The sequence below is a fragment of the Bosea sp. (in: a-proteobacteria) genome (assembly GCF_023953965.1).
Taxonomy (GTDB): Bacteria; Pseudomonadota; Alphaproteobacteria; order Rhizobiales; family Beijerinckiaceae; genus Allobosea.
In genome coordinates this window covers 1,035,600-1,061,592 of record NZ_JAMLIX010000002.1, presented here as the reverse complement: position 1 = coordinate 1,061,592, position 25,993 = coordinate 1,035,600, and the positions used below count along the sequence as shown (strand labels likewise).

23 protein-coding genes and 1 pseudogene are annotated in these 25,993 nt (G+C 69.3%); 11 read left to right on the top strand and 13 right to left on the bottom strand.

Annotated features, from left to right (window positions below):
* Positions 1-27: 27 nt before the first annotated feature.
* The 4 genes from M9917_RS20115 (at position 28) to M9917_RS20100 (ending at position 5,076) form a co-directional block, all read left to right on the top strand.
* Positions 28-2,529: a heavy metal translocating P-type ATPase gene (locus M9917_RS20115; RefSeq protein WP_297256718.1), complete on the top strand. Its 2,502-nt coding sequence runs from the start codon at positions 28-30 to the stop codon at positions 2,527-2,529.
* A 1-nt stretch (position 2,530) separates the two neighbouring features.
* Positions 2,531-2,941, top strand: a complete 411-nt coding sequence (gene cueR / locus M9917_RS20110) for a Cu(I)-responsive transcriptional regulator (protein WP_297256716.1) — start codon at positions 2,531-2,533, stop codon at positions 2,939-2,941.
* 84 nt (positions 2,942-3,025) lie between these two features.
* On the top strand, positions 3,026-4,444 hold the full coding sequence (locus tag M9917_RS20105; protein WP_297256714.1) for a M20 family metallopeptidase: 1,419 nt from the start codon (positions 3,026-3,028) through the stop codon (positions 4,442-4,444).
* Between the two features lie 74 nt (positions 4,445-4,518).
* Complete coding sequence (locus M9917_RS20100) at positions 4,519-5,076, top strand: MarR family winged helix-turn-helix transcriptional regulator (protein ID WP_297256713.1); 558 nt, start codon at positions 4,519-4,521, stop codon at positions 5,074-5,076.
* Here M9917_RS20100 and M9917_RS20095 read toward each other — a convergent pair.
* From M9917_RS20095 to M9917_RS20040, 12 genes are all read right to left on the bottom strand, one after another.
* Complete coding sequence (locus tag M9917_RS20095; RefSeq protein WP_297256711.1) at positions 5,033-5,743, bottom strand: ABC transporter ATP-binding protein; 711 nt, start codon at positions 5,741-5,743, stop codon at positions 5,033-5,035. The genes M9917_RS20100 and M9917_RS20095 overlap by 44 nt on opposite strands.
* A complete protein-coding gene (locus tag M9917_RS20090) occupies positions 5,743-6,504 on the bottom strand; it encodes an ABC transporter ATP-binding protein (protein ID WP_297256709.1) in 762 nt (253 codons plus the stop codon). The genes M9917_RS20095 and M9917_RS20090 overlap by 1 nt, the downstream gene beginning before the upstream one ends.
* Positions 6,501-8,345, bottom strand: a complete 1,845-nt coding sequence (locus M9917_RS20085) for an ABC transporter permease (protein WP_465246406.1) — start codon at positions 8,343-8,345, stop codon at positions 6,501-6,503. Before M9917_RS20085 ends, M9917_RS20090 begins: the two co-directional genes overlap by 4 nt.
* A 161-nt stretch (positions 8,346-8,506) precedes the next feature.
* A complete protein-coding gene (locus M9917_RS20080) occupies positions 8,507-9,712 on the bottom strand; it encodes an ABC transporter substrate-binding protein (RefSeq protein WP_297256706.1) in 1,206 nt (401 codons plus the stop codon).
* 389 nt (positions 9,713-10,101) lie between these two features.
* Positions 10,102-10,353, bottom strand: a complete 252-nt coding sequence (locus M9917_RS20075) for a hypothetical protein (protein WP_297256704.1) — start codon at positions 10,351-10,353, stop codon at positions 10,102-10,104.
* A 62-nt stretch (positions 10,354-10,415) separates the two neighbouring features.
* Positions 10,416-11,282, bottom strand: a complete 867-nt coding sequence (locus M9917_RS20070; protein ID WP_297256702.1) for an energy transducer TonB family protein — start codon at positions 11,280-11,282, stop codon at positions 10,416-10,418.
* A complete protein-coding gene (gene exbD / locus M9917_RS20065; protein ID WP_297256701.1) occupies positions 11,279-11,728 on the bottom strand; it encodes a TonB system transport protein ExbD in 450 nt (149 codons plus the stop codon). Before exbD ends, M9917_RS20070 begins: the two co-directional genes overlap by 4 nt.
* 3 nt (positions 11,729-11,731) lie before the next feature.
* The gene (gene exbB / locus M9917_RS20060) at positions 11,732-12,619 is read right to left on the bottom strand and encodes a tonB-system energizer ExbB (RefSeq protein WP_297256698.1); all 888 of its coding nucleotides are present in this window, start codon (positions 12,617-12,619) and stop codon (positions 11,732-11,734) included.
* Between the two features lie 307 nt (positions 12,620-12,926).
* The gene (locus M9917_RS20055; RefSeq protein ID WP_297256696.1) at positions 12,927-13,277 is read right to left on the bottom strand and encodes a winged helix-turn-helix domain-containing protein; all 351 of its coding nucleotides are present in this window, start codon (positions 13,275-13,277) and stop codon (positions 12,927-12,929) included.
* Between the two features lie 9 nt (positions 13,278-13,286).
* A complete protein-coding gene (locus M9917_RS20050) occupies positions 13,287-13,805 on the bottom strand; it encodes a GAF domain-containing protein (RefSeq protein WP_297256694.1) in 519 nt (172 codons plus the stop codon).
* Between the two features lie 201 nt (positions 13,806-14,006).
* The gene (gene ssb, locus M9917_RS20045) at positions 14,007-14,549 is read right to left on the bottom strand and encodes a single-stranded DNA-binding protein (RefSeq protein WP_297256691.1); all 543 of its coding nucleotides are present in this window, start codon (positions 14,547-14,549) and stop codon (positions 14,007-14,009) included.
* Between the two features lie 227 nt (positions 14,550-14,776).
* The gene (locus M9917_RS20040; RefSeq protein WP_297256689.1) at positions 14,777-15,340 is read right to left on the bottom strand and encodes a biotin transporter BioY; all 564 of its coding nucleotides are present in this window, start codon (positions 15,338-15,340) and stop codon (positions 14,777-14,779) included.
* 334 nt (positions 15,341-15,674) lie between these two features.
* On the opposite strand from M9917_RS20040, the gene uvrA reads away from it, so the two are divergent.
* Positions 15,675-18,596, top strand: coding sequence for an excinuclease ABC subunit UvrA (gene uvrA, locus M9917_RS20035; RefSeq protein WP_297257134.1), 2,922 nt, complete (start codon positions 15,675-15,677; stop codon positions 18,594-18,596).
* Between the two features lie 12 nt (positions 18,597-18,608).
* Here uvrA and M9917_RS20030 read toward each other — a convergent pair whose 3' ends face one another.
* The gene (locus M9917_RS20030) at positions 18,609-19,649 is read right to left on the bottom strand and encodes a zinc-dependent alcohol dehydrogenase family protein (RefSeq protein ID WP_297256687.1); all 1,041 of its coding nucleotides are present in this window, start codon (positions 19,647-19,649) and stop codon (positions 18,609-18,611) included.
* Positions 19,650-19,812: 163 nt separating this feature from the next.
* Here M9917_RS20030 and M9917_RS20025 point away from each other — a divergent pair, with 163 nt between their 5' ends.
* From M9917_RS20025 to M9917_RS20000, 6 genes and pseudogenes are all read left to right on the top strand, one after another.
* Complete coding sequence (locus M9917_RS20025; protein ID WP_297256685.1) at positions 19,813-21,114, top strand: O-antigen ligase family protein; 1,302 nt, start codon at positions 19,813-19,815, stop codon at positions 21,112-21,114.
* A 98-nt stretch (positions 21,115-21,212) separates the two neighbouring features.
* A pseudogene (gene cobA, locus M9917_RS20020) lies at positions 21,213-21,980 on the top strand (uroporphyrinogen-III C-methyltransferase); the annotation flags it as partial.
* Positions 21,981-22,114: 134 nt separating this feature from the next.
* Complete coding sequence (locus M9917_RS20015; RefSeq protein ID WP_297256683.1) at positions 22,115-23,155, top strand: sulfate ABC transporter substrate-binding protein; 1,041 nt, start codon at positions 22,115-22,117, stop codon at positions 23,153-23,155.
* Between the two features lie 4 nt (positions 23,156-23,159).
* A complete protein-coding gene (gene cysT, locus M9917_RS20010) occupies positions 23,160-24,056 on the top strand; it encodes a sulfate ABC transporter permease subunit CysT (RefSeq protein ID WP_297256681.1) in 897 nt (298 codons plus the stop codon).
* On the top strand, positions 24,049-24,918 hold the full coding sequence (gene cysW, locus M9917_RS20005) for a sulfate ABC transporter permease subunit CysW (RefSeq protein ID WP_297256679.1): 870 nt from the start codon (positions 24,049-24,051) through the stop codon (positions 24,916-24,918). Before cysT ends, cysW begins: the two co-directional genes overlap by 8 nt.
* Positions 24,919-24,934: 16 nt before the next feature.
* Positions 24,935-25,981 carry a sulfate/molybdate ABC transporter ATP-binding protein gene (locus M9917_RS20000; RefSeq protein WP_297256677.1) on the top strand — a complete coding sequence of 349 codons (1,047 nt, stop codon included), beginning with the start codon at positions 24,935-24,937 and terminating at the stop codon, positions 25,979-25,981.
* Positions 25,982-25,993: the final 12 nt, after the last annotated feature.

Sequence of the window (25,993 nt, the reverse complement as noted above, 5' to 3'; positions counted from 1 at the left end):
CTCGTCATCACCACGAAGGAGACGGCGATGACGGTCATCGACAGGGGCAGGCACGACCTCGAAACGCTCGATCTCGGCGTCGAGGGCATGACCTGCGCGAGCTGCGTCGCGCATGTCGAGCGCTCCGTCGCGGCGGTGCCCGGCGTCGACGCGGTTTCGGTCAACCTCGCGACCGAGCGCGCGCGCGTCTCCTTCGCCAAGGGGGATACCGATCTCGGCAAGATCGCGGAGGCGATCCGGCAGAGCGGCTACACGCCGGTCGAGACCACGATCGAGCTGTCGGTTTCGGGCATGACCTGCGCCTCCTGCGTCGGCCATGTCGAGAAGGCGCTGCGGGCCGTGCCGGGGGTGGCCGATGCGACGGTCAACCTCGCGACCGAGCGCGCCAGCGTCAGGACGCTCGCAGGCGCCGACATCACCCCTGCCCTGGTGAAGGCGGTGACTGACGCCGGCTACGAGGCGAGCCCCATCGCTGCGGCCGATGGCGAGGCGGAGGCCCGCCGGCAGGCCGGGAAGGCGGAGGAGCAGAGCAGGCTCCTGCGCTCCGTCATCCTCGCCGGCCTGATGACGCTGCCGCTGCTCGTCGTCGAGATGGGCAGCCATATGGTTCCCGCCCTGCATCACTGGCTCTCCGGCACTTTCGGTGCCGGCAATGTCCGCGTCTTCTCCTTCGTGCTGGCGACCGTCGTGCAGTTCGGGCCGGGCCTCGTCTTCCTGCGCAAGGGCTTTCCGGCGCTGCTCAGGGCCGCGCCCGACATGAACTCGCTGGTCATGCTCGGCACCGGGGCGGCCTATCTCTATTCGACCACCGCGACCTTCCTGCCGCATCTCCTGCCGGAGGGCGCGGACGGCACCTATTTCGAATCGGGCGCGGTGATCGTGACGCTGATCCTGCTCGGACGCTGGTTCGAGGCGCGCGCCAAGGGCCGCACCGGCGCCGCCATCCGCAGCCTGATCGCGCTCCAGCCCAGGACCGCGCGCGTGCTGCGCGACGGCGTCGAGAGCGACGTGGCCGTCGAGAGCGTCCGCCCCGGCGACAGCGTCATCCTGCGGCCGGGCGAGCGCGTGCCCGTCGACGGCACGGTGACGGACGGCTCCTCCTTCGTCGACGAATCGATGATCACCGGCGAGCCGGCCCCGGTCCGCAAGGAGGCCGGCAGCGCCGTCACCGGCGGCACCGTCAACGGCTCGGGCGCGCTGCGCTTCACCGCTGAGAAGGTCGGCGCGGATACGCTCCTGGCGCAGATCGTGCGCACCGTGCAGGCCGCGCAGGGCGCGAAGCTCCCGATCCAGGCGCTGGTCGACCGTGTCACGCTCTGGTTCGTGCCGGCCGTGATCGGGCTTGCCCTGATGACCTTCGTTGTCTGGATGGTTTTCGGACCGAGCCCGGCGCTGTCGCATGCGCTGGCCAACGCCGTCGCGGTGCTCATCATCGCCTGCCCCTGCGCCATGGGGCTTGCCACCCCGACCTCGATCATGGTCGGCACCGGGCGGGGCGCCGAGCTCGGCATCCTGTTCCGGCAGGGCGACGCCTTGCAGGCGCTCCGGGACGTGCAAGTCGTCGCGCTCGACAAGACCGGCACGCTGACCCGGGGCCGGCCCGAGCTCACCGATATCGAGCCGGCCGCCGGCTTTTCGGAAGACGCGGTGCTGCGCCTCGTCGCCTCGGCCGAGAACCGCTCGGAGCATCCGCTGGCGCAGGCGCTGGTCGCCGCGGCCAAAGCGCGCGGGCTTTCGCTCGCGGAGCCCGCCGATTTCGTCAGCGACCCCGGCCGCGGTGTCACCGCGACGGTGGAGGGCCGCAAGGTCGCGATCGGCGGCCACGGGCTGATGCAGCAGGACAATCTGGAGGTCGCGCCCTTCGCGGATCGCGCCAAGGCGCTGGCCGAAGCCGGCAAGACCCCGCTCTATGCCGCGATCGACGGCCGCATCGCCGCCGTCATCGCCGTCGCCGACGCGGTGAAGGAGACCACGCCCGAAGCCATCGCCACGCTGCACCGGTTGGGCCTCAAGGTCGCGATGGTGACCGGCGACGACCGGCGCACCGCCGAGGCGGTCGCACGCAGGCTCGGCATCGACGAGGTCAGGGCCGAGGTCCTGCCGACCGACAAGGCCGAGGTGGTGAAGGCGTTGCAGAAGGGCGGCGCCCGGGTCGCCTTCGTCGGCGACGGCATCAACGACGCACCCGCGCTCGCCCAGGCCGATGTCGGCATCGCCATCGGCACCGGCACCGACATCGCGATCGAAAGCGCCGATGTCGTGCTGATGTCGGGCGACGTGATGGGCGTGCCGCGCGCGATCGCCCTGTCGCAGGCGGTGATCGCCAATATCCGGCAGAACCTGGCCTGGGCCTTCGGCTACAACGCCCTGCTGATCCCGGTCGCGGCCGGGGTGCTCTACCCGGCCTTCGGCATCCTGCTCTCACCGGTCTTCGCGGGGCTTGCCATGGCGCTGTCGAGCGTCAGCGTTGTCACCAATGCGCTCAGGCTGAAGCGCTTCCGGGTTCCGGCCGCCGAGGGGGAGGTCTGAGATGAATATCGGTGAAGCGGCCGCCCGCTCCGGCGTCAGCGCCAAGATGATCCGCTATTACGAGAGCATCGGCCTGATCGCCGCGCCCGCCCGCAGCGCGGCGCAGTACCGGGTCTATGCCGACGAGGACGTGCATGCGCTGCGTTTCGTGCGCCGCTCGCGCGATCTCGGCTTCTCGCTGGAGGAGACGCGCGAATTGCTGGCGCTCTGGCACGACAAGAGCCGGGCCAGCGCCGATGTGAAGAGCCTCGCCATGGCGCATGTGCGCGAACTGGAAGAAAAGGCGGCCGAGCTCAAGGCGATGGCCGACACGCTCAGGCATCTGGCGACGCATTGTCATGGCGACCAGCGCCCCGATTGTCCGATCCTGGCCGATTTCGCCGCCGCGCCGGCGGCGCGGGCCAAAGCCTGAGGCGCCTTTCCGTCATGCGCCGGGCGGCTGGACGCAGATGCGCCGGCTTGCTCATATGCGGCCTCGACGAGGGGCAGAGCGACCATGGACAATCGAAACGATCTCTGGCGGCATGTCGATGCGCATAAGGAGCGCCTGATCGCGCTCTCCGACCGGGTCTGGGGCATGCCCGAGGTGTGCTACACCGAGAAGCGCTCGGTGGCCGAGCATGTCGCCGAGCTGAAGCACCAGGGCTTCCGCCTCACCGAGAACGTCGCCGGCATCCCGACCGCCGTGATCGGCGAGGCCGGCGAAGGCGGCCCGGTCATCGCCTTCCTCGGCGAGTACGACGCCCTGCCCGGCCTGTCGCAGGAGGCCGGCCTCGCCGAGCACAGGCAGATCGAGGCCGGCGGCCACGGCCATGGCTGCGGCCACAACCTCCTGGGCTCGGCCGCCCTGCTCGCGGCGGTGGCGATGAAGGCGTGGCTCGCCGAAAACGGTATCCCCGGCCGCGTGCGCTACTATGGCTGCCCGGCCGAGGAAGGCGGCGCCGGCAAGGCCTTCATGGTCCGGGCCGGCGCCTTCGACGATGCCGATGTCGCCATCTCCTGGCACCCGGCCAGCGTCTGGGAGGTCGCGCCGGCGCTGGCGCTCGCCAACACCCGCGCCGATTTCGTCTTCACCGGCCGCGCCGCGCATGCGGCCGCCTCGCCCCATCTCGGCCGCTCGGCGCTCGATGCGGTGGAACTCATGAATGTCGGCGTCAACTACATGCGCGAGCATATGCCGAGCGATGCGCGCGTGCATTATGCCCTGCTCGACACCGGCGGCATCGCGCCGAACGTCGTGCAGGCCCATGCCCGCGTCCGCTACTCGATCCGCGCGCGCGACCTGCGCGGCATGCTGGAGCTCGTCCAGCGCGTGAAGAAGATCGCCGAAGGCGCGGCGCTGATGACGGAAACCCGGATGGAGATGCGCGTGATCAGCGCCGTTTCCGACCTCGTCGCCAACACGCCGCTCGAGGACGCCATGCACAAGGTGATGGAGGAGCTCGGCCCGCCGCCTTTCGACGATGCCGACAGGGCCTTCGCCGAAACGATCCGGGCCACGCTCTCGCCGCAGGACATCGCCGCGATCTGGCGCGCCATCGGCATGCCCGACAGCGGCGTGGCGCTCGCCGATTTCCTCGTCCCGCGCGACGTCCGGCGCAATCCGGCGATCGGCTCGACCGATATCGGCGATGTCAGCTGGGTCGTGCCGACCGTGCAGGCCCATGCGCCGACGGTGGCGTTCGGCACGCCGTTCCACACCTGGCAGGTGGTGGCGCAGGGCAAGGCGCCCGCCGCCCACAAGGCGATGGTGCATGTCGCCAAGGCGATGGCCGCGACCGGCGCCGCCGTGCTGAGCGATCCGGCCCTGATGGAAGCCGCCAAGGCCGACCACAAGGCGCGGCTGGGCAAGGAAGGCTACATCTCGCCGCTGCCGCCGGAGGTTAAGCCGCCGCTGACGATGTCGCTGGGGTGATTGAACGAACACATATGATCCGGGAGAATGGGCCTTAAGCCGCCAGCCGGCGGAAGCGCCCGCCCGGAGCAGCCATGGACCCCGCAGAAGACGCAGAAGACGGGTTGGGCCGGCATCACCGCCTCGCCAGCGGCCGGGCCGATTCCGCCGTTCCCGAACCGGTCGATCTCGCCGGCTATGTGCTGGACGAGCAGTTCGGCTTCCTGTTGCGCCAGATCCAGCAGCGCTATGTCGCGATGTTCCTCGAGATGATGGGGCCGGACGGGCCGACGCCGCCGCAATTCGCCACGCTGTGCCGGCTCGCCGCCGACGGGCGGATATCCCAGAACCAGCTCGGCCGCATGACCGCGATGGACCCGGCCACGATCCGCGGCGTGGTGACGCGGCTGGAAGAACGTGGCCTCGTCGAGCGCCTGAACGATCCCGACGACAAGCGGCGCGTTCTGGTCCAGCTCAGTCCGCGCGGACGCGAGCAGCTGCCCGGCTACATCGTGCGCGCCAAGGCGATCACCATCGCCGCGCTCGATCCGATGGAGGCGCAGGAGGTTACGCCGCTGCTCGATCTGATGCGGCGCCTGCTCTCAGGCTTCAGAGCGCCAGATACTGGCGCCGCGCCGCCTCGTCGTCCTTGAGCGCGGCCATCGTGCCGTCGAAGCGGATCAGCCCCTTCTCGATGATGACGGCGCGGTCGGCGATGTCGCCGGCGAAATGCAGGTTCTGCTCGCAGAGCAGGACCGAAAGCCCCTCGCCCTTCAGCAGGCGGATGGTCCTGGCCATCGCCTCGACGATGACGGGGGCGAGGCCCTCCGAGGGCTCGTCGAGCAGGAGCAGGCGCGGATTGCCCATCAGCGTGCGGGCGATGGTCAGCATCTGCTGCTCGCCGCCCGACATCGCCCCGCCCGGCCGCTCGCGCATGCGGCCGAGATTGGGGAAGAGATCGAACAGACGCTCCGGCGTCCAGTGCGGCGCTCCCTCACGCGGCGGCTGGCGGCCGACCTCGAGGTTTTCCATCACGTCGAGATCGGAGAAGACGCGCCGGTCCTCCGGCACATAGCCGATGCCGAGGCGGGCGATTCGATGGGGCTCGCGGCCGGCGATGTCCTTGCCCTCGAAGCGGATCGTGCCTTGCGGCTCAGGCACCAGGCCCATCACCGTCTTCAGCGTCGTCGACTTGCCGGCGCCGTTGCGGCCCATCAGCGCGACGACCTCGCCATGCCCGACCGCGAAGCCGACGCCGTGCAGGATCTTGGCGCGGCCATACCAGGCCTCGACGCCGGAAAGTTCGAGGAGCGCCGCCATCAATGCCCCCCCGAGGCTAAGCCGGTGCCGAGATAGACTTCGCGCACCCTTGGGTCGCCACGCACCTCGGCGCCGGTGCCGGACGCGATCAGCCGGCCGTGATCGAGCACCAGCACGCGGTCGGCATGGGCGAAGACGACATCCATGTCGTGCTCGGTGAACAGCACGGCGATGCCGCGTTCCCGCGCGATGCGGGCGGTCAGCGCCATCAGTTCGATGCGCTCCTGCGGCGCCATGCCGGCGGTCGGCTCGTCCATCAGCAGGAGCTTGGGCGCATTGGCGAGCGCGACCGCGAGCTCGACGCGCTTCAGATCGCCATAGGCGAGCACGCCGCAGGCGCGCCCGGCCTGCTCGCGCATGCCGACCTGATCGAGCAGCGCGTCGGCCGCTGCGCCATGGCGCCGGTCGGCCCGGCCGATGAGGCGCCAGCTCTCGCCGGCATGCGAGGTCAGCGCCGTCTGGACGTTCTCGCGCACGGTCATCGAGGCGAAGGTCGCGGTGATCTGGAAGGTGCGGCCGACGCCGAGGCGCCAGACCTTGCGCGGCGCGAGTCCGGTGATGGCACGGCCGGCGAGGAAGACCTCGCCGCGATCGGGCCTGAGCTGGCCGTTCAGCATGTTGAAGCAGGTCGTCTTGCCGGCGCCGTTGGGGCCGATCAGCGCGACGAGCCTTCCGGCCTCGACCGAAAACGAGACGCCGTCGACCGCCTTCACGCCGCCGAAGGACCGGGCGAGGTCGCGCGCTTCCAGCACCGCGATCATGCCGCCGCCCGCCTGGCGCGCCAGTACAGCCAGGTGCCGACGAGGCCGCGCGGGAACAGCACGACGAGCAGCACGATCGAGAGCCCGAGGACGAAGCGCCAATAGGCCGTCAGCTTCATCAATTGCTCGTTGAGGCCCATATAGGCGAAGGCGCCGACGACGGGGCCCGCGACCGTCTGCACGCCGCCGAGCAGCACCATCAGCAGGGCATCGACCGAGCGCGGAATGCCCATATAGGTCGGGAAGACCGACCCCTTCGAGAAGGCGAAGAGGCCGCCGGCGATGCCGGCCGCAACCGCGGCGACGATGAAACCCGCCCATTGCAGGCGCCCGACATCGAGCCCGATCGCTTCGGCCCGCAAGGGGCTGTCGCGGCCGGCGCGCAAGGCGTAGCCGAAGGGGGCGAAGATGATCACGCGCAGCGCCAGGACGACGAGCACGGCTATGGCGAGCGCGAGATAGTAGAATGCCGTCGCGGAGGCCGCCCAGGCCGAGGGCCAGACACCGAGGATGCCGTTGTCGCCGCCGGTCAGCTCCACCCATTGGAAGGCGGTCGCCCAGGCGATCTGGGCGAAGGCCAAGGTCAGCATGGCGAGATAGACGCCGGAGAGCCGCACGCAGAACCAGCCGAAGATCGCGCCTGCGACACCCGCCATCAGCGGCGCCGCCACCAGGGCCGGCTCCATCGAGGCGCCCAGCCATTTCACGGCCAGCGCCGCGCCATAGGCGCCGAGGCCGAAATAGGCGGCATGGCCGAAGGAAATGATGCCGCCCGGCCCCATCAGCAGATGCAGCGAGGCGGCGAAGACCGCGAAGATGGTCAGATCGGTCAGCGTCAGGATCAGGTGATCCGGCACGGCGAGCGGCGCGAGGACCAGAAGGCCGAGCGCCACCGCGCCGAACGCCTTGGCCCCGCCGTCGGCCGGGCTCAGCAGGAAAAGCCCGCCGGCCGCGCCGCGCGGCTCGGCGCCGGCCTTGCCGAGCAGGCCGTGCGGCCGCACGATCAGCACCGCCGCCATCACCAGGAAGACCAGGACGAGCGTGATCTTGGGCAGGATCAGGATGCCGAAGGCATGGAGCACGCCGATCAGCACGGCGGCGAGATAGGCGCCCGCCACGCTGCCGAGCCCGCCGACGACCACCACCACGAAGGCTTCGGCGATCATCGAGAGGTCCATGTGCAGGTTGATCGCCTCGCGCGGGAGCTGAAGCGCGCCGCCCAGCCCCGCCAGCGCCGCGCCGAAGGCGAAGACCGAGGTGAAGAGCAGGCGCTGGTCGACGCCGAGCGCGCCCACCATCTCGCGGTCCTGCGTCGCGGCGCGGATCAGCACGCCCCAGCGCGTCCGGTGGAACAGGAGCCAGATCAGGCCGAGCACGACCGGCCCGACGGCGATCAGGAAAAGCTCGTAGCTCGGGAAACGGCTGTCGAACAGGATGACGAAGCTGCGCAGGCCCGGCGCGCGCGGGCCGAGCTTGTCCTCCGGCCCCCAGGCCGCCAGCGCGATGTCCTGCACCATCAGCACGACGCCGAAGGTGGCGAGCAGCTGGAACAGCTCCGGCGCCTGATAGATCCGGCGCAGGATCAGGACCTCGATCAGCGCGCCGACGAACCCGGTGAGAACGACGGCGAGGACGACGCCGCCCCAGAAGCCGATCGGCGCGGCCGGGCCGAGCCAGGTCACCAGCGTGAAGGCGAGATAGCCGCCCAGCATGTAGAGCGAGCCATGGGCGAAGTTCACGATGCGGGTGACGCCGAAGATGATCGACAGCCCGCACGCCACCAGGAACAGCGACGAGGCCGAGGCCAGACCGTTCAGCGTCTGGGTGAGGACGAGATCCAGCATGTCGTCTCGGGCGGGGCCTGCCTGGATAGAAACCTGTCCGTCATCCCGGACAAGCGGCTTGCAAGCCGCCCCGATCCGGAATCCATCATGAAACTCGACACCCTATGATGGATTCCGGGTCAAGCCCGTAATGACGGAATCATCCCGTATGGCCAAGCTCAGGCGCCCGGGCGCAGCTTGCGGACCTCGTCGTCGCTGGGCAGGTACTTCGCGCCGTCGCGATAGCTCCAGTCGACCATCACGCCCTTGCCGTCGCGCAGCGCGCTCTTGCCGACATAGGCGCCGAGCGTCGACTGGTGGTCGATCTTGCGGAACTCGACCGGGCCGAAGGCCGAGCCGAAACTCAGGCCCTCGAAGGCGTCGACGAGCTTCTCGTTGTCGGTCGTGCCGGCCTTCGCCAGCGCGGCGGCGATCGCCTTCACCGTCTCGTAGCCGACGATCGAGCCCAGCCGCGGATAATCGCCGTATTTCGCCTTGTAGGCGTCGCGGAACCTGACGTGCTCCGGCGTCTGAAGATCGGCATGAGGGTAGCCGGTGATGATCCAGCCCTCCGGCGTCTCGGCGCCGAGGGTGTCGAGATATTCCGGCTCCCCGGTCAGCATCGAGACGACGTTGCGCCCCTCGAACAGGCCGCGCGTGTTGCCGGCGCGGACGAAATTGGCGAGGTCGACGGCGAAGGTGACGTTGAAGATCGCCTCCGGCTTGGCCGCCTCCAGCGCCTGGACGGTGGCGCCGGCATCGATGCGGCCGAGCGCCGGGAACTGCTCGGCGACGAAGGTCACGTCGGGGCGCGCCTTCAGGAGCAGTTCCTTGAACCATTTCACCGCCGACTGGCCGTATTCGTAGTTCGGCGCGACGATCGCCCATTTCTTGGCCGGGAGCTTCGCCGCCTCCTCGACCAGCATCGCCGCCTGCATGTAGGTCGAGGGCCGCAGGCGGAAGGTGTAGCGGTTGCCCTGCGACCAGACGAGCGCGTCGGCCAAGGGCTCGGACGCGACATAAAGCCGCTTGTTCTGCCTGGCGTAGTCGGCGAGCGCCAGGCCGACATTGGAGAGGAAGCCGCCGGCGATGATGTCGACCTTGCCCGCGGTCACGAGATCGGCGGCGTGGCGCACCGCGTCCTCGGGCTTGCCGGCATCGTCGCGGAACACCGTCTCGAGCTTGCGGCCGAGCACGCCGCCGGCGGCGTTGATCTGGTCCTGCGCCAGCTCCCAGCCCTGGCGATAGGGTTTCAGGAAGGCCGGCTGGGCGGTATAGCTGTTGATCTCGCCGATCCGGATCGGCCCCGCACCCTGGGCGCGGGCCAGCGAGGGAACGCCGAGGGCAAGCGTGCCCGCGACGAAACGGCGGCGGTCGATCTGCATCAGGGGTGTCCTTCGCCTCGCTTACGGCTGCAATCCGCGCCGATATACCGTTCCAAGGGTGGCTGGAGCGGATTTCATATGCATGCATATGAATAGGTGCGGCAGCGTGTTTGTCAATCCGGTTTTTGCATTGCAGCGGATAGCCGGGCGGCCTACGGCGAAGGCCGATGGCCGGCGAAACACGGAAAAGCCCTTGAATCGGAATGAAAAATTCCCTGCCTGAAAATAAGTCAGCAATACTTCCCCTTCCCTCTTGCCGGGTTGCGGGAGGCTGCTTATCTGAATTGCAGCGCAGCAGAGATGTTGCGCCGCCCTCCTTGGGCGTTTCCTCCCTCGACTTCGGGCTGCGCTTCGCGCAGCCCTTTTTTCTGGGCTGAACCGCGTTGCTTTCACCAGCGCCGGCCATAGGCCCAGGGCGGCCCGCCGAAGGAGGCGTCGAACCGGTCGAAGCGATGGCGCCGCTCCGCCGCCCGGTCGAGATCGAGCTGCAGCAGGCAGTTCGAGAAGGCGTCGCTGGGCGCGCGGAAACCGAAGGCGCGGCAGCGCGCTTCATCCATGGCGCGATAATCGGCGTCCGTGGTCACGCAGCCGCCGAGCGCGAGGGCCAGCATCGTGCCGGCGGCAAGCCTGATGATCTTCATCGCGCTTCTCCTCTCGCTAGTCCGTCCTACGCACCGAGGGCCTTGCGGTTCCCAAAGCCAGGTCAGCGCGAGAACCGGATCGGCACGGCGAGCGCGATCGCGCTGCCGCCCACTCCCTCCGGGGGAGCCGGAACGGGGCTGGCGCGGCGGATCATCGCGACCGCCTCCCCGTCCAGCGCCGCATCGCCAGAGCCGCGCAGGAGCCGGGCCGAGAGCACGCGCCCGCCACGGTCGATGCTGAAGGCGACCTGCACCGTACCGGGGCTGGCTCCGCCGGGGAAGCGCTTGTAGCGGTTGAGATGGGCCATCAGCGAACCCCGCCAGCTCGCGGTCGCGGCCGGAGACGGCGAGGAGGCGCCGGAAGCAGGTGCCGCCGCACGGGGCGCGGCTTGCGCCTGCGCGACCGGCGCGGTTGTCTGCTCGGCTTTCGGCTTGTCGGGCCGGACCGGCTTCTTCTTCTCGACGACCCTGGGTTTCGGCTTCGGCCTGGGTTTCACCTCCGGCGGCGGCGGCTTCGCCTCCTCCTTCGGTGGCGGCGTCAGGACGGCTAGAGCATCCGGCAGCGGCGGCAGCTCGGGAATCGGGATATCGAGCTCCGGCACCGCGACCGGCTCGGGTTCCGGCGGCGGCTCGATCTCGCTTGGCGTCTCGACCGGCTCGGGCGGCGGCGGTTCGGGCTCCGGCTGGGCCTCGGTCATCTCCGGGCCCGGCGCGACCTCCTGGGGAGGCGTCTCGGGCGCGACGGCCAGCGGCGAAAGCTCGATCATCACGGCGGCGGGAGGCGCTCCCATCGCCGCCTCGGCGCGCTGCCAGTTGGCGATGACCCAGCCGGCCGTGCCGTGGGCGCCGGCCACGATCAGCGCCGCCAGGCTCCAGCGCAGCGCCGCCGGCGCGAAACGCGAGATCGCGGGGCGTTCCAGGCTCATCATGGCTTCGGCTCCGCGGCGGCGCCCTGCCCGGTATCCTCGAGCCCGACCAGCGCGATCTTGAGATAGCCGGCATTGCGCAGGAGGTTCATCACCTCCATCAGCTCGCGATAGGCGACGGCGCCGTCGGCGCGCAGGAAGACCCGCTGCTCGCGGTCATGCCCCGTCCGCTGGTCGAGCGTCGCCTGCAGGGCCTCGCGCGGCACGCCGTCATTGCCGAGCGCGAGCGAGAGATCGCCCTTCACCGTCAGGAAGACCGGCGTGTCCGGCCGCGGCTGCGGCTGCGCGTTCGAGACCGGCAGGTCGACGGCGACATCGACGGTCGAGAGCGGCGCCGCCACCATGAAGATGATCAGCAGCACGAGGATGACGTCGATGAACGGCGTGACGTTGATGTCGCTGACCTCGCCGAGGTCGCCGTCCTGCGGCTCCTTGAGGGAAACGCCCATGGCTCACTCCGCCGCCGCGAGCGGCGCAGCCTTGCGCCCGCGGCGCTCCAGATCGCGCGAGAGATGGCGCAGGATCTCGCCCGAGGCATCGGACAGCGTGGCGCGGTAGCCGGTGATGGCGCGGGCGAAGACGTTGTAGATGATGACGGCGGGAATCGCGGCGACGAGGCCGATCGCCGTCGCCAGCAGCGCCTCGGCGATGCTCGGCGCGACGACGGCGAGATTGGTCGTCCTGGCCTGGCTGATGCCGATGAAGGCGTTCATGATGCCCCAGACCGTGCCGAACAGGCCGACGAAGGGCGCGGTCGAGCCGATCGTGGCGAGAAGGCCGGTGCCGCGCGCCATGGCGCGGCCGGCGCGCGCCTCGATCCGGGAGAGCGCGATGGCGACGCGCTCCTTGGTGCCGTCCTCGCCGAGATCGGCCGAGCGGCGCGTCTCGGCCAGCGCCGCCGACAGCAACTGGCCGACGGCGCCGCGCAGCTTGCCGCTCTTGCCGGCGGCCGCTCCGGCCGCCTCGCCGAGGCTGTCCGCCGCCTCGATGCGCCTGAGCGCCCGGCCGGCGGAGCGCTTGGCCGCCGCGAGCTCCATCGCCTTGGCGAGCCAGATCGTCCAGGTCACGAGCGAGGCGAAGGCGAGCCCGAGCATCACCGCCTTCACGACGATGTCGGCGGCCATGAACATGCCCCACGGGGACAGATCATGCGGCAGCGTCGCCATCGCGGGCGGCGCAGCCGTCTCGGCGGGCGCCAGCGGCGGATGGGCGCTCATCGGCGGGTTGATGCCGAGCCCAGGCAGCGTGGGCGGCAGGGGTTCGGCAGGCTGCCCGGGCTCCTGGGCCTGGGCCACCACGGACAGGCTCACCGCGACGAGAGCCAGACGAAACGCACGCATCATCACCCGATCCAGTCTCATCCGGAGCGCCCCCGGCCCATGCCGGCTGCGCCCTTGCGCAGGCCTCTCCCCAGTCTGGAGGATTGGCGCTTCCTCATTGGAATCATTACAAAAAAAGACAGGCAGCAGCGCTGCCGCGCATGCGATACGCCTGTTCGAATCGGATCGGCATGTCAAGGTGAAGCAGCTTGCCGACCACGCCTTCGGCAGGGCGGAAGCCGCGCATTCCAAGGCCCGCCCGCGCTTCCCGACAGCTACTACATATCCGCCATTCGGTGAATGCAGAACGCTGCCGCGGCCCGATCCGTCAGTCCCGTCCGGGCCGGTCGATCTCGGCCTGCAGCGCCGCCAGGTGCTCGGCGGCAGCGTCGGCCGCGGCCCGCTCGACGGCGCGGAAACGCAGGATCAGGGCTTCTCCGAGCGCGGTCAGCCGTGCGCCCCCGCCATCGCGGCCGCCGATCCGGCGCTCGACCACCGGCTTGCCGAAGAGCAGGTTAAGCTCCTCGACCAGCTCCCAGGCGCGCCGATAGGACATCTCCATCGCCCGGCCGGCCGCGGAGATGGAGCCATGCGCCGCGATGTTCTCGAGCAGGGCGATCTTGCCGGGGCCGATCCGGCCTTCCGGGTCGAGCTGGATGCGCAGGCTGAGCGAGGGCACCGCCGCCTCTCAGGAGGCTCTGGCCAGGGTGCTCCGCTCAACCTCTCCGCAGGCGGAAAGCCAGATCGCCGCGACCTCTTCGATGCCGGTCCGGTCGTCGGCGTCGAAGCGCCCCGGTGACGGGCTGTCGAGATCGATCACGCCGATGATGCCGTCGCGGCCGTGCAACGGCACCACGAGCTCCGAGCGCGAGGCAAAATCGCAGGCGATATGGCCGGGGAAGGCCTGAACGTCCTCGACGAGAATCGAGCAGCCGCGCGCGACCGCCGTACCGCAGACGCCCTTGCCGACCGGGATGCGGACGCAGGCCGGCCTGCCCTGGAACGGCCCGAGCACGAGCTCGCCGCCGCGCATGAAGTAGAAGCCGGCCCAGTTCAGGTCCGGCATCGCCTGGAACAGCAGGGCCGAGGTGTTGGCGGCGTTGGCGATGGGGTCGCTCTCGCCGGCGAGCAGGGCTTCGAGCTGCGCCGCGAGCGCGCGGTAGAATTCCGGCTTGCTGCCACTGTCGATGCTGCGTGCCTCGAACATGATCCTCGCGCCTCCGCCGCTCGATCGCCGTGCGTCCTGTCGGACGCAAAGTGGCGATTTGGCTTTTGTTTCAGCATCCGATTGTTCCGGAAAGTGGATTCCACTTTTCGGTCCGATGCTCTAGCCGGTGCCGGTCCTAGCACCATCCACCCGCGCGCGCCACCGACGCTCGCCCCGGCGGCAGGCGCAACGAGGCCGATCCTAGAACGGGATGTCGTCGTCGAGATGGCTGGAGGACGAGCGCCCGCCCCCGCCGCCGCCGCTCGACATGGCCGGCTGGCGCGAGCCGCCGCCGCCCATCGCGCCGGAACGGCCGAAGGAGCCGCCGCCCGAGCGGTCCTCCACGTAGCCGCCGCCCCCGCCGCCCTCGCCATATTCGTCGGAGCCGCCCTGGCGGCTGTCGAGGATGGTGAGCTCGCCGCGGAAACGCTGCAGCACGATCTCGGTGGTGTATTTCTCGACGCCGGACTGGTCCTGCCATTTCCGGGTCTGAAGCTGGCCCTCGATATAAACCTTCGAGCCCTTCTTCAGATACTGCTCGGCCACCTTCGCCAGGTTCTCGTTGAAGATCACGACCGAGTGCCACTCGGTGCGTTCCTTGCGCTCGCCGCTCTGCTTGTCGCGCCAGGTCTCGGAGGTGGCGATGCGCAGATTGACGACGGGCTCGCCGCTGCCCAGCCGACGCACCTCGGGATCGCGCCCGAGATTGCCGATCAGAATGACCTTGTTGACGCTACCAGCCATGACAGGCTCCACTTCCTGCGCACTTCATCACCGAACCGGCCTCTTGACCGACGCCGAACCCTATCGGCCAGTGCAATCAATTGCAATGATGTTCTTGCTTTGTTCGAGAGCCGCCGGCAAGGTTTTCCCCTGTTCGTTCGGCAGCGGCGCCTCGTTCGCAGCGCGAAACGAAACGACCCGGCGGGCGGGGCCTGCCGGGTCGCGAAATGAGGATAGTCGCCGAGGCTTCAGCCGCGCGGCGCGAAGGCCTTGAGCGCGGCGGCGGCGAGCGCCGATTTCAGCGCGGCGCCGAGCACGAAGGGCATGGCGCCCAGCGCGATCGCCTTGGGCAGGCCGATCAGGACGGAAAGCCAGGCCGTGCCGATCACCAGGCACAGCGCGTTGCCGATGAGCATGGCGGCGAAGGCGAGGCCGACGCGGTTGCCGTTCCAGCCCCGCTGCGCGAGCCACCCGGTCAGCGCCGCGGCGAAGGGGAAGGCCAACAGATAGCCGCCGGTCGGGGCGACGAAATAGGCCACGCCGCCGGCCCCGGCCAGGACCGGCAGGCCGATGAGGCCCTGCATCAGCCAGGCGACGACGGTGACGGCGCCCAGCCGCCAGCCATAGAGCGCGCCGATCAGCGTCACGGCGAAGGTCTGCATCGTCATCGGCACCGGATACATCGGCACCTTGATCTGCGAGGACAGTGCCAGCAGAAGGCTGCCGACGATCACGGCCCCGGCCTGCCAGGCGAGCGAGCGGCTTTCCAGCCGCAGCGGGCTGAACGGGCGGCTGAGGGCAAGGTCGGTCATGGTCGCTCCTGTGTCGGGATCGAATTGTCGATGATCTTGATGTTCGATGCGGGAGGAAGTCCATATCCCGGCGGAAAAGGCAAGCGTCACCGCGGAGGCCGGATCGCGACCCGCGTCGAGCGTCGCCTTGCGCGCGGCTGCTGACGTTTTCTGTCAGGATGACGGCAGCAGCGCGCGCGGCTGCATGCTATTCATGCCGGGCAGAACGCCGCGAGGCTGGAAAGGCCCGGCATTTGCCTTATCTCTAGGCTTCTCCGATACGGACGCCCCGATGGCCCGCAAGACCGATACCGCCGCCCGAACGGCTGCCCAGCAGGCTGCCGCTCTCGAAGACATGTTCGACCGCAACCAGGTGGCGGACCCGAACCTGCGCGTCATCTGCGTGCGCGGTGCGCGCGAGCACAACCTCAAGAACGTCGACCTCGCGATTCCGCGCGACAGGCTCGTGGTGTTCACCGGGCTTTCGGGCTCGGGCAAGTCCTCGCTCGCCTTCGACACGATCTATGCGGAAGGCCAGCGCCGCTATGTCGAGTCGCTCTCGGCCTATGCCCGCCAGTTCCTCGAGATGATGCAGAAGCCGGATGTCGACCAGATCGACGGGCTCTCGCCCGCCATCTCGATCGAGCAGAAGACGACCTCGAAGAACCCGCGCTCGACGGTCGGCACCGTCACCGAGATCCACGACTATATGCGCCTGCTCTGGGCGCGCGCCGGCATCCCCTATTCGCCGGCGACCGGCCTGCCGATCGAGAGCCAGACCGTGCAGCAGATGGTGGATCGCCTGACCGAGCTGCCGGAGAAGACGCGCGGCTACCTGCTCGCGCCCGTCGTGCGCGGCCGCAAGGGCGAGTTCCGCAAGGAGATGGCCGACTGGCTGAAGCGCGGCTTCCAGCGCGTCAAGGTCAATGGCGAATTCTACGAGATCCCGGACGCCCCGGCGCTGGACAAGAAGTTCAAGCACGACATCGACGTGGTCGTCGACCGCATCGTGATCCGGCCCGATCTCGGCGCGCGCCTCGCCGACTCGCTGGAGCAGGCGCTGGAGCTGACCGACGGCATCGCGGTTTTCGAGTATGCGGACGAAAAGCTCGATAACGGCGAGGCCAAGCGCGTCACCTTCTCTTCCAAGTTCGCCTGCCCGGTCTCCGGCTTCACCATCCCCGAGATCGAGCCCAGGCTGTTCTCGTTCAACAACCCCTTCGGCGCCTGCCCGGCCTGCGACGGCCTCGGCCACGAGATGCGGATCGATCCGGACATGATCGTGCCGGACCATTCGCTGACGCTGAAGAAGGGCGCCATCGCTCCCTGGGCCAAGTCGACCTCGCCCTATTACGGGCAGACGCTGGAAGCGCTCGCCAAGCATTTCGGCTTCTCGATGACCAAGCCCTGGTCCGAGCTGCCGGAAAGCGCGCGCAACGCCATCCTGTTCGGCACCGGCACGGAAGCCGTGCGCATGGCCTATCACGACGGGCTGCGGTCCTACGAGGTGAAGAAGCCCTTCGAGGGCGTCATCACCAATATGGAGCGGCGCTGGAAGGAGACCGAGTCGGACTGGGCGCGCGAGGAGATCGGCCGCTTCATGTCCGAGACGCCCTGCGCCGCCTGCGACGGCTATCGCCTCAAGCCCGAGGCGCTGGCGGTGAAGATCGACGGCCGCCATATCGGCGAGGTCTCGAAGCTCTCGGTCAAGGACGCGCTGGACTGGGTCAGCGCCCTGCCCGCGCGGCTCTCGAAGAAGCAGAACGAGATCGCCCCGCGCATCCTCAAGGAGATCCGCGACCGGCTGACCTTCCTGCTCGATGTCGGGCTGGAATATCTCACCCTCGCCCGCGCCTCCGGCACCCTTTCGGGGGGCGAGAGCCAGCGCATTCGGCTCGCCTCGCAGATCGGCTCGGGGCTGACCGGCGTGCTCTATGTGCTGGACGAGCCCTCGATCGGCCTGCACCAGCGCGACAACGAGCGCCTGCTCGGCACGCTGCGGCGCCTGCGCGACCTCGGCAACACCGTGATCGTGGTCGAGCATGACGAGGACGCGATCCTGACGGCCGACTACGTCGTCGATGTCGGCCCGGGCGCCGGCATCCATGGCGGCGAGATCGTCGCGCAGGGCACGCCGCAGGACATCCTCGACAATCCCAACTCGCTCACCGGCAAATACCTCACCGGCGAGATGAGCGTGCCGGTGCCGCCGAAGCGCCGCAAGGCGCAGAAGGGGCGCTCGCTCAAGATCGTCGGCGCGCGCGGCAACAACCTGAAAAACGTCGACGTCGAGATCCCGCTCGGCCTGTTCACCTGCATCACCGGCGTCTCCGGCGGCGGCAAGTCGACGCTCGTCATCGACACGCTCTACAGGGCGGTGGCGCGCAAGCTGAACGGCTCGATCGAGCATCCCGCCCCGCACGACCGCATCGAGGGCATGGAGCATCTCGACAAGGTCATCGACATCGACCAGTCGCCGATCGGCCGCACGCCGCGCTCGAACCCGGCGACCTATACCGGCGCCTTCACGCCGATCCGCGAATGGTTCGCCGGGCTGCCGGAGGCGAAGGCGCGCGGCTACCAGGCCGGGCGCTTCTCCTTCAACGTCAAGGGCGGGCGCTGCGAGGCCTGCCAGGGCGACGGCGTCATCAAGATCGAGATGCACTTCCTGCCGGATGTCTACGTCACCTGCGACGTCTGCAAGGGCAAGCGCTACGACCGCGAGACGCTGGAGGTGAAATACCGCGACATGTCGATCGCGGACGTGCTCGACATGTCGGTCGAGGAGGCGAAGGGCCTGTTCAAGGCGGTGCCCTCGATCCGCGACAAGATGGAGACGCTGGCCCGCGTCGGCCTGGACTACGTCAAGGTCGGACAGCAGGCGACGACGCTGTCGGGCGGCGAGGCGCAGCGCGTCAAGCTCTCCAAGGAACTGTCGAAGCGCGCCACCGGCCGCACCCTCTACATCCTCGACGAGCCGACCACGGGCCTGCATTTCCACGACGTCGCCAAGCTGATGGAGGTGCTGCACGAGCTGGTCGACCAGGGCAATTCGGTGGTGGTGATCGAGCACAATCTCGAGGTGATCAAGACAGCCGACTGGATCATCGACATGGGCCCCGAAGGCGGCGACGGCGGCGGCGAGGTGGTGGCGCAGGGCACGCCGGAAGAGATCGTGCGCACGGCCAAGGGCCACACCGCGCGCTTCCTGAAGGAGGTGCTGGAGAGGCGGCCGATCAGAAAGGGCAAGGCGGTGACGCGGCAGGCGGCGGAGTAGGCCGGCGCCCCCTCAGAACCGGTCGACGATCGTTACCCCTGTCCCCTCGAATCGATCCATCGCCATCAGCGCGGGGATCGATTCGGCAAGCGTGATGCGCCGGCCGACGAGCTGCTGCGGGGTGAGCTTGCCGGCGCTGATCATCTCGAGCATCGCGCCATAGCGATGTGCCTGCATGCCGCGGCTGCCGAGGATCTCGAGCTCGTTGGCGATGACCTGCGCCATCGGGATCGGCGGCGTCGCCTGCTCCGCCAGCAGGAGCCCGACCTGGACATGCCGGCCGCGCTTGCGCAGATTCGCCACCGAGTTGAAGCAGGTCTGGGGAGAGCCCAACGCATCGAGCGAGAGATGGGCGCCGCCGCCGGTTGCGTCGCGCACCGCCGCGACGACATCGGGCACCGTCGCGGCATTGATCGCGACCGAAGCGCCGACCGCGCGGGCGAGGCGCAGCTTGTCGTCGGAGATGTCGACCGCGACGACATTCGCCCCGAGCGCGGCGGCGATCATGATCGCCGACAGGCCGACGCCGCCGCAGCCATGCACCGCGACCCATTGCCCGGCCGTGGCCCTGCCCTGGTCGACCACCGCCCGGAAGGAGGTGACGAAGCGGCAGCCGAGGCTGGCGGCCGTGGCAAAGTCGATTTCCTCCGGCAGGCGCACGAGGTTGAGGTCGGCCCGGTCGATCCGGACATATTCGGCGAACGAGCCCCAATGGGTGAAGCCGGGCTGGAACTGGTGGTCACAGACCTGCTGGTTGCCGGAATGGCATTGCGGACAGGCGCCGCAGCCGGCGACGAAGGGCACGGTGACGCGGTCGCCCTCGCGGAAGCGGACGACGCTGCGCCCGACCGCCGCGATCACCCCGGCGAGCTCATGGCCCGGCACATGCGGCAGGCGGATGTCGGGGTCGTGCCCGACCCAGCCATGCCAGTCGCTGCGGCACAGGCCCGTCGCCTCGACCTTGATGACGACGCCGTGCGGCTCCGGCGCCGGATCGGGCAGGATGCGCAGCGCGGGAGCCTGCCCGAAGGCTTCGTAGACGACGGCTTTCATCGCGCATGCGCTCCTCGATTGCGCTCTTCTCATGGGGCAGCGGCGCCGGAATCGTCAATCGCGCAGCAGCGCCCGGGCGGTCAGACGCCCTTAAGATTCCGGGCCTAGAGTCCCGGGACCCGCCGTCATCGGCGGGTTTTTCGAGGACGGCCGCGAAACATCCATGAGCGACAGCGTCCACGGCCCGACGATCGGCGACAGCGCCCCCTCCGCCGCCTTCGGCGGCGTCCTCGCCGGCTGCGGGCTGTTCGTGCTGATCCTGTCGCTCCAGCCCTTCGCCGCCCCGCCGGAAGCGACCGCGCCCGTCGAATCGACCGGCAACATCGTCAACCAGATCGGCTGGTTCGGGCTCGGCCTCGTCTTCCTCGCGGCGCTGCTTTGCCTGACGCGGCGCGACGTGCTGGCCCGGCTCGGGCTCGGCCGCTGGGGGCTCGTCTTCACCATCGCCGCGCTCTCGGCCCTGCAGGCGCTCGATCCGGCCGCCTCGCTGCGCGGGCTCCTGCTCACGGGAATCGTGATGATCGTCGTTGCCGGCGTGCTGCTCCTGCCGCGCGACGAAGGCGCCTTCGCCACCGCCGCGGTCAATGCCTGCCTCGTGCTGGTCCTGCTGATCTACGCCATGCTGCTCCTGGCGCCGCATCTCGTCGTCCACAGCGCGGAAGGGGCCGAGGGCGTCCATGCCGGCGATTGGCGCGGGCATCTATCGCACAAGAACTTCGCCGCGCCGGTCTTCTCCATCATGGCGATGATCGGGATCTATGGCTGGCAGAGCCGCCTGCGCTGGCGCGGGGCGCTGATCGTCGCGCTGTGCGTCGTCTTCGTGCTCAACAGCGGCTCCAAGACGACGATGGGCTTCCTGCCGCTCGCGCTGGGCGTGGTGGCGCTGGCCCGGATCAGCGGGCGGCCGGGGCTTGCGGTTCTCGTCCATCTCGGGCTTGTCGGGCTGATCGCGGCGCTGACGGTCGGCTCGGTGATGTCGCCGCTGCTCTCCGGCCTGGTCAAGGTGTTGATCCCCGACCCGACCTTCACCGGCCGCGACGAGATCTGGAGATTCGCCCTGAACCGCATCGCCGAGCGGCCCTGGTCCGGCTACGGCTATGCCAGCTTCTGGCAGACGCCGGTCGTGACCGGCCTGGAGGAGAATTACGAAGCGAGCTGGGACGTGCGCGGCATCGGCTCCGCCCATAACAGCTATCTCGACGCCGCGCTCGCCTTCGGCATCCCCGGCGCCGTCGTCACGATCGTCGTGCTGACGGGGCTGCCGCTCCTCGATTACCTCGCCGCCTGCCGCGTCGCGGGCAACCGCCGGCTCGCCGATCTCTTCGCCATGATCGTGGTCTTCATGACCTATGTCGGGATGCTCGAATCCTTCCTGCTCAACCGGGCCGATCCGCTCTGGGTGCTGTTCGCGCTGGCGGTGACGGGCCTCGGGCTGGCCGGGCGGATGCGGGCACGCCCACCCTAGCTGACGCGCGGACGCGGGTCCGATATCATCCCGGCGGACGAGAAAGCCACGACGACGACCCGATGAGCGACAGACAACCCGCAACCACCGACGGCAAGGGCCGCGTCACGCTGGTCGGCGCCGGGCCGGGCGATCCGGAGCTCCTGACGCTGAAGGCGATCCGCGTCCTGGAGAGCGCCGACATCATCCTCTACGACGAGCTCGTCTCGCCCGGCGTGCTCGAACTGGCGCGGCGCGAGATCAGGCGCATGCTGGTCGGCAAGACCGGCTACGGCCCCTCGGTGAAGCAGGCCGACATCAACGCGCTGATCGTGACGCTCGCAGGCCAGGGCAAGCATGTCGTGCGGCTGAAGGGCGGCGATCCCGGCATCTTCGGACGCGCCGGCGAGGAGATCGACGCCTGCCGGGCCGCCGGCATCCCGATTTCGATCGTGCCCGGCATCTCGGCGGCGCAGGGCGCTGCCGCCGCGCTTGGCCTGTCGCTCACCCATCGCGACCATGCCCGGCGCCTGCAATTCGTCACCGGCCATTCACGCAAGGGCGAATTACCCGAGGATCTCGACTGGCGCGCCATGGCCGATCCAGCAGCCTCGACCGTGATCTACATGGCGCGCGCCACCCTGCCCCGCTTCCGCGAATGCGCCATCGCCGCCGGGCTCGACCCGCTGACGCCGGCCGTCGCCATGCTCTGCGCCACCCTTCCCGGCGAGGCGCGTGTCGCCGCGACCATCGCCACCCTGCCGGAGCGGCTGGCCGAGCTGCCGGCGAAGGGGCCAGTGCTCGTCCTCATCGGCCGTGCCTTCGGCCCGGCGCTCGCCAGCGAGAACCCGGCCGAGGACCAGCGCCGGAGACGCGTTTTCTCCTAACGCGCTTAAATTTGGAAGACGCGGGCTGCGCCGGCTGATTGAGACGGGACCGAGGAGCCCCTAGGTTTCGTTTGTTTTCCAGAACGATTCGAAGCCTGAACCGAACCTTGCGATGAACCCAACGGAGGCCCGCCATGACGCGACCTGTGTTTCGCCACCTCATCCGGGCCGGACTGGTCCTTAGCGCCTTTGGCCTCGGCTTCGGCATGGCGGCCGCGGCCCGTGCCCAGAGCGAGCTCCTCAACGTCTCCTACGACCCGACCCGCGAGCTCTACCGCGAGATCAACGCGGCCTTCCTCGCCGAATGGAACGCGAAGAACCCCGACCGCAAGATCACCACTGTCCGCCAGTCCCATGGCGGCTCGGGCGCCCAGGCGCGCACCGTGATCGACGGGCTTGCCGCCGATGTGGTGACGCTGGCGCTGGCCGGCGACATCGACGCCATCGCCGAGCGCTCGAAGAAGCTGCCACTCGACTGGCAGACGCGCCTGCCGCATAATTCCGCGCCCTATACCTCGACGATCGTCTTCCTCGTCCGCAAGGGCAACCCGAAGGCGATCCGGGATTGGGGCGACCTGGTGAAGCCCGGCGTCCAGATCATCACGCCGAACCCGAAGACCTCGGGCGGGGCGCGCTGGAACTATCTCGCCGCCTGGGCCTATGCCGAGAAGGCTTTCGACAAGGACGAGGCGAAGGTGCGCGACTATATCGGCAAGCTCCTCGCCAATGTCCCGATCCTCGACACCGGCGCGCGTGGCGCGACGACGACCTTCACCCAGCGCGGCATCGGCGACGTCTTCCTGTCCTGGGAGAACGAAGCCTTCCTCGCGCTGAAGGAGTTCGGCGCCGACAAGTTCGAGATCGTGGTGCCGAGCCTGTCGATCCTGGCCGAGCCGCCGGTCGCGCTGATCGACGCCAATGTCGACGCCAGGAAGACCCGCGAGGCGGCACAGGCCTATCTCGAATTCCTCTATACGCCGAAGGCGCAGGCGATCATCGCCAGGAACTTCTATCGCCCGCGCAACCCGGAAGCGGCCGAACCCAAGGACATCGCCAATTTTCCGCAGGTGGAGCTCGTGACGATCGATGCCGTCTTCGGCGGCTGGAAACAGGCGCAGCCGACCCATTTCGGCGATGGCGGCAGCTTCGACCAGCTCTACAAGCCGGCACGCTGATCCGATGACGGCGGCGACGACGCCTTTCCGCTGGCGCGAGCCGAGCATCCTGCCCGGCTTGGGGCTTTCGCTCGGCATCACGCTGACGGCACTGTCGCTGATCGTGCTGATCCCGCTCGCGGCGCTGTTCCTGAAGGCCGCCAGCGCCGGACCTGCCGATATCTGGGCGGTGGCGACCTCGCCGCGCACGCTCGCCGCGCTCAGGCTCTCCTTCACGGCGGCGCTGTTTGCGGCGCTGGTCAACGCCGTGTTCGGCCTGATCCTGGCCTGGGTGCTGGTGCGCTACGAATTTCCCGGCCGGCGCCTGATCGATGCCGCCGTCGATCTGCCCTTCGCGCTGCCCACGGCGGTCGCCGGCATCTCGCTCGCGGCGATCTACGCGCCGAACGGCTGGGTCGGCTCGCTGCTCGCGCCGCTCGCCTTCCGCATCACCGTGCCCTTCACCGATCTCTCCTTCGGCTTCGACGGCCGGATCGCCTATACGCCGCTCGGCGTGATGGTGGCGCTGATCTTCATCGGCCTGCCCTTCGTCGTGCGCACCGTCCAGCCGGTGCTGGAGGAATTGCAGAGCGATGTCGAGGAGGCCGCGGCGCTGCTCGGCGCCAGCCGCTTCAGGACGTTTCGCCGGGTGATCCTGCCGCAGCTCGTGCCGGCGCTGATGACCGGCTCGGTGCTCGCCTTCGCGCGGGCCGTCGGCGAATACGGCTCGGTGATCTTCATCGCCGGCAACGTGCCGATGGTCTCCGAGATCGCCCCGCTCCTGATCGTGATCCGGCTCGAGCAGTTCGACTATGCCGGCGCGGCCGTGGTGGCGACGATGATGCTGATGATCTCGTTTGCGCTCATCCTCGCCGGCAACCTGATCCAGGCCCACGCCCGCAGGAGGTTCGGCGATGTCTGACGCCGCGCTCCCCTCCGGCCGCGCCGCCCGCGCGCGTGGCGAGAGCCCCGTCGTGCGGGCGCTGCTGATCGGCGTCTCGCTCGCCTTCCTCATGCTGTTCCTGCTCCTGCCGCTGGCGACGGTCTTCATCGAGGCAGGCAGCAAGGGCTGGGAGGCCTATCGCGCCGCGATCACCGAGCCCGACGCGCTGGCCGCGATCCGGCTGACGCTCGTCGTCGCAGCCGTCGCGGTGCCGTTCAACATCGTCGTCGGCGTCGCGGCGGCCTGGGCCGTCGCCCGGTTCGAGTTCCGGGGCAAGGACCTGCTGATCAGCCTGATCGACCTGCCCTTCTCGGTCTCGCCGGTGATCTCGGGCCTCGTCTTCGTGCTGCTCTTCGGCGCGCAGGGCTATTTCGGCCCCTGGCTCCAGGCCAACGACATGAAGATCGTCTTCGCGCTGCCGGGGCTGATCCTCGCCACCATCTTCGTCACCTTCCCCTTCGTGGCGCGCGAGCTGATCCCGCATATGCAGTCGCTCGGCTCGGCCGACGAGGAGGCGGCGCTGACGCTCGGCGCCTCGCCCTGGCGGGTGTTCTTCCGCGTGACGCTGCCGAACGTGAAATGGAGCCTGTTCTACGGCGTGCTGCTCTGCAACGCCCGCGCGATGGGCGAGTTCGGCGCGGTCGCGGTCGTCTCGGGCAGGATCCGCGGCCTGACCAACACCATGCCGCTGCATATCGAGATCCTCTACAACGAGTATATGGGCGCGGCCGCCTTCGCGGTGGCCTCGCTGCTGGCGGGGCTCGCCCTCGTCACCCTCATCCTCAAGACCCTGCTGGAATGGCGCTACGGCGATGCGATCGCCGCCAGCCGCCGCCACTGACCCCGGGAGCCGGGCCATGTCGGTCGCCGTCACCATCGAGACCATCGAGAAGCGCTTCGAGACCTTCCCGGCGCTGCGCGGCGTCTGCCTCGACATTCAGGCCGGCGAGCTCGTCGCGCTGCTCGGCCCGTCGGGCTCGGGCAAGACCACGCTCCTGCGCCTGATCGCCGGGCTGGAACAGGCCGATCGCGGCCGCGTGCTGTTCGGCGAGACCGATACGCGCGAGCTTTCCCTGCGCGAGCGGCGCATCGGCTTCGTCTTCCAGCAATATGCCCTGTTCAAGACGATGAACGTCGCCGAGAACATCGCCTTCGGGCTGAAATCCCGGCCGCGCCGCGAGCGCCCGAGCGACGACGAGATCCGCAGGCGCGTCGGTGCCCTGCTGGAGCTCGTCCAGTTGCCGGGGCTGGAGAGGCGCTATCCGAGCCAGCTCTCCGGCGGCCAGCGCCAGCGCGTCGCACTGGCGCGCGCGCTCGCGATCGAGCCCAGCGTGCTCCTGCTCGACGAGCCTTTCGGCGCGCTCGACGCCAAGGTGCGCAAAGACCTGCGCGCCTGGCTCAGGGAGCTGCACGGACGCACCGGCCACACCACCGTCTTCGTCACCCACGACCAGGAGGAGGCGCTGGAGCTCGCCGACCGCGTCGCCATCCTCAATGACGGGCGCATCGAGCAGGTCGGCTCGGCCGACGACGTCTACGACCATCCGGCGACGCCCTTCGTCTGCGAATTCCTCGGCGAGGCGAACAAGCTGCCGGTCGAGATCGTCGGCAGCCAGGCCTTCTTCGGCGACCGGCCGGTGCTGGGCGGGCTGACGCAGAACCAGGGCGGGCCGGCCTCGCTCTATGTCCGGCCGCAGCATCTGCGCATCGTCGACGAGATGCCGCTGGCGCTGCCCGGCACGGTCGCGCATTTGCGCCGCAACGGGCCGCTGCGCCGGGCGGAAGTCGCGGTCGAAGGGCTGAAGAAGCGGCTCGAGGTCGATCTCGCGAGCCAGGTCGCCCCGGCGATCGGCGAGCGCATCAGGCTGCGCATCACCCATGGCAACCTGTTCGCAGCCGCCTGAGGAACCGCCCCT

Bases quoted from the DNA above. Each gene is read 5' to 3' on its own strand.
- cueR (WP_297256716.1), top strand. From the start codon at position 2,531: ATGAATATCGGTGAAGCGGCCGCCCGCTCCGGCGTCAGCGCCAAGATG.
- cysW (WP_297256679.1), top strand. From the start codon at position 24,049: ATGTCTGACGCCGCGCTCCCCTCCGGCCGCGCCGCCCGCGCGCGTGGC.
- M9917_RS20070 (WP_297256702.1), bottom strand. From the start codon at position 11,282: ATGATGAGCCTGGAACGCCCCGCGATCTCGCGTTTCGCGCCGGCGGCG.
- M9917_RS20050 (WP_297256694.1), bottom strand. From the start codon at position 13,805: ATGTTCGAGGCACGCAGCATCGACAGTGGCAGCAAGCCGGAATTCTAC.
- M9917_RS20075 (WP_297256704.1), bottom strand. From the start codon at position 10,353: ATGAAGATCATCAGGCTTGCCGCCGGCACGATGCTGGCCCTCGCGCTC.
- cysT (WP_297256681.1), top strand. From the start codon at position 23,160: ATGACGGCGGCGACGACGCCTTTCCGCTGGCGCGAGCCGAGCATCCTG.
- M9917_RS20025 (WP_297256685.1), top strand. From the start codon at position 19,813: ATGAGCGACAGCGTCCACGGCCCGACGATCGGCGACAGCGCCCCCTCC.
- uvrA (WP_297257134.1), top strand. From the start codon at position 15,675: ATGTTCGACCGCAACCAGGTGGCGGACCCGAACCTGCGCGTCATCTGC.
- M9917_RS20095 (WP_297256711.1), bottom strand. From the start codon at position 5,743: ATGGCGGCGCTCCTCGAACTTTCCGGCGTCGAGGCCTGGTATGGCCGC.
- exbB (WP_297256698.1), bottom strand. From the start codon at position 12,619: ATGCGTGCGTTTCGTCTGGCTCTCGTCGCGGTGAGCCTGTCCGTGGTG.
- M9917_RS20015 (WP_297256683.1), top strand. From the start codon at position 22,115: ATGACGCGACCTGTGTTTCGCCACCTCATCCGGGCCGGACTGGTCCTT.
- M9917_RS20000 (WP_297256677.1), top strand. From the start codon at position 24,935: ATGTCGGTCGCCGTCACCATCGAGACCATCGAGAAGCGCTTCGAGACC.
- M9917_RS20030 (WP_297256687.1), bottom strand. From the start codon at position 19,649: ATGAAAGCCGTCGTCTACGAAGCCTTCGGGCAGGCTCCCGCGCTGCGC.
- exbD (WP_297256701.1), bottom strand. From the start codon at position 11,728: ATGGGCGTTTCCCTCAAGGAGCCGCAGGACGGCGACCTCGGCGAGGTC.
- M9917_RS20115 (WP_297256718.1), top strand. From the start codon at position 28: ATGACGGTCATCGACAGGGGCAGGCACGACCTCGAAACGCTCGATCTC.
- M9917_RS20090 (WP_297256709.1), bottom strand. From the start codon at position 6,504: ATGATCGCGGTGCTGGAAGCGCGCGACCTCGCCCGGTCCTTCGGCGGC.
- M9917_RS20080 (WP_297256706.1), bottom strand. From the start codon at position 9,712: ATGCAGATCGACCGCCGCCGTTTCGTCGCGGGCACGCTTGCCCTCGGC.
- M9917_RS20040 (WP_297256689.1), bottom strand. From the start codon at position 15,340: ATGACCGACCTTGCCCTCAGCCGCCCGTTCAGCCCGCTGCGGCTGGAA.
- ssb (WP_297256691.1), bottom strand. From the start codon at position 14,549: ATGGCTGGTAGCGTCAACAAGGTCATTCTGATCGGCAATCTCGGGCGC.
- M9917_RS20100 (WP_297256713.1), top strand. From the start codon at position 4,519: ATGGACCCCGCAGAAGACGCAGAAGACGGGTTGGGCCGGCATCACCGC.
- M9917_RS20105 (WP_297256714.1), top strand. From the start codon at position 3,026: ATGGACAATCGAAACGATCTCTGGCGGCATGTCGATGCGCATAAGGAG.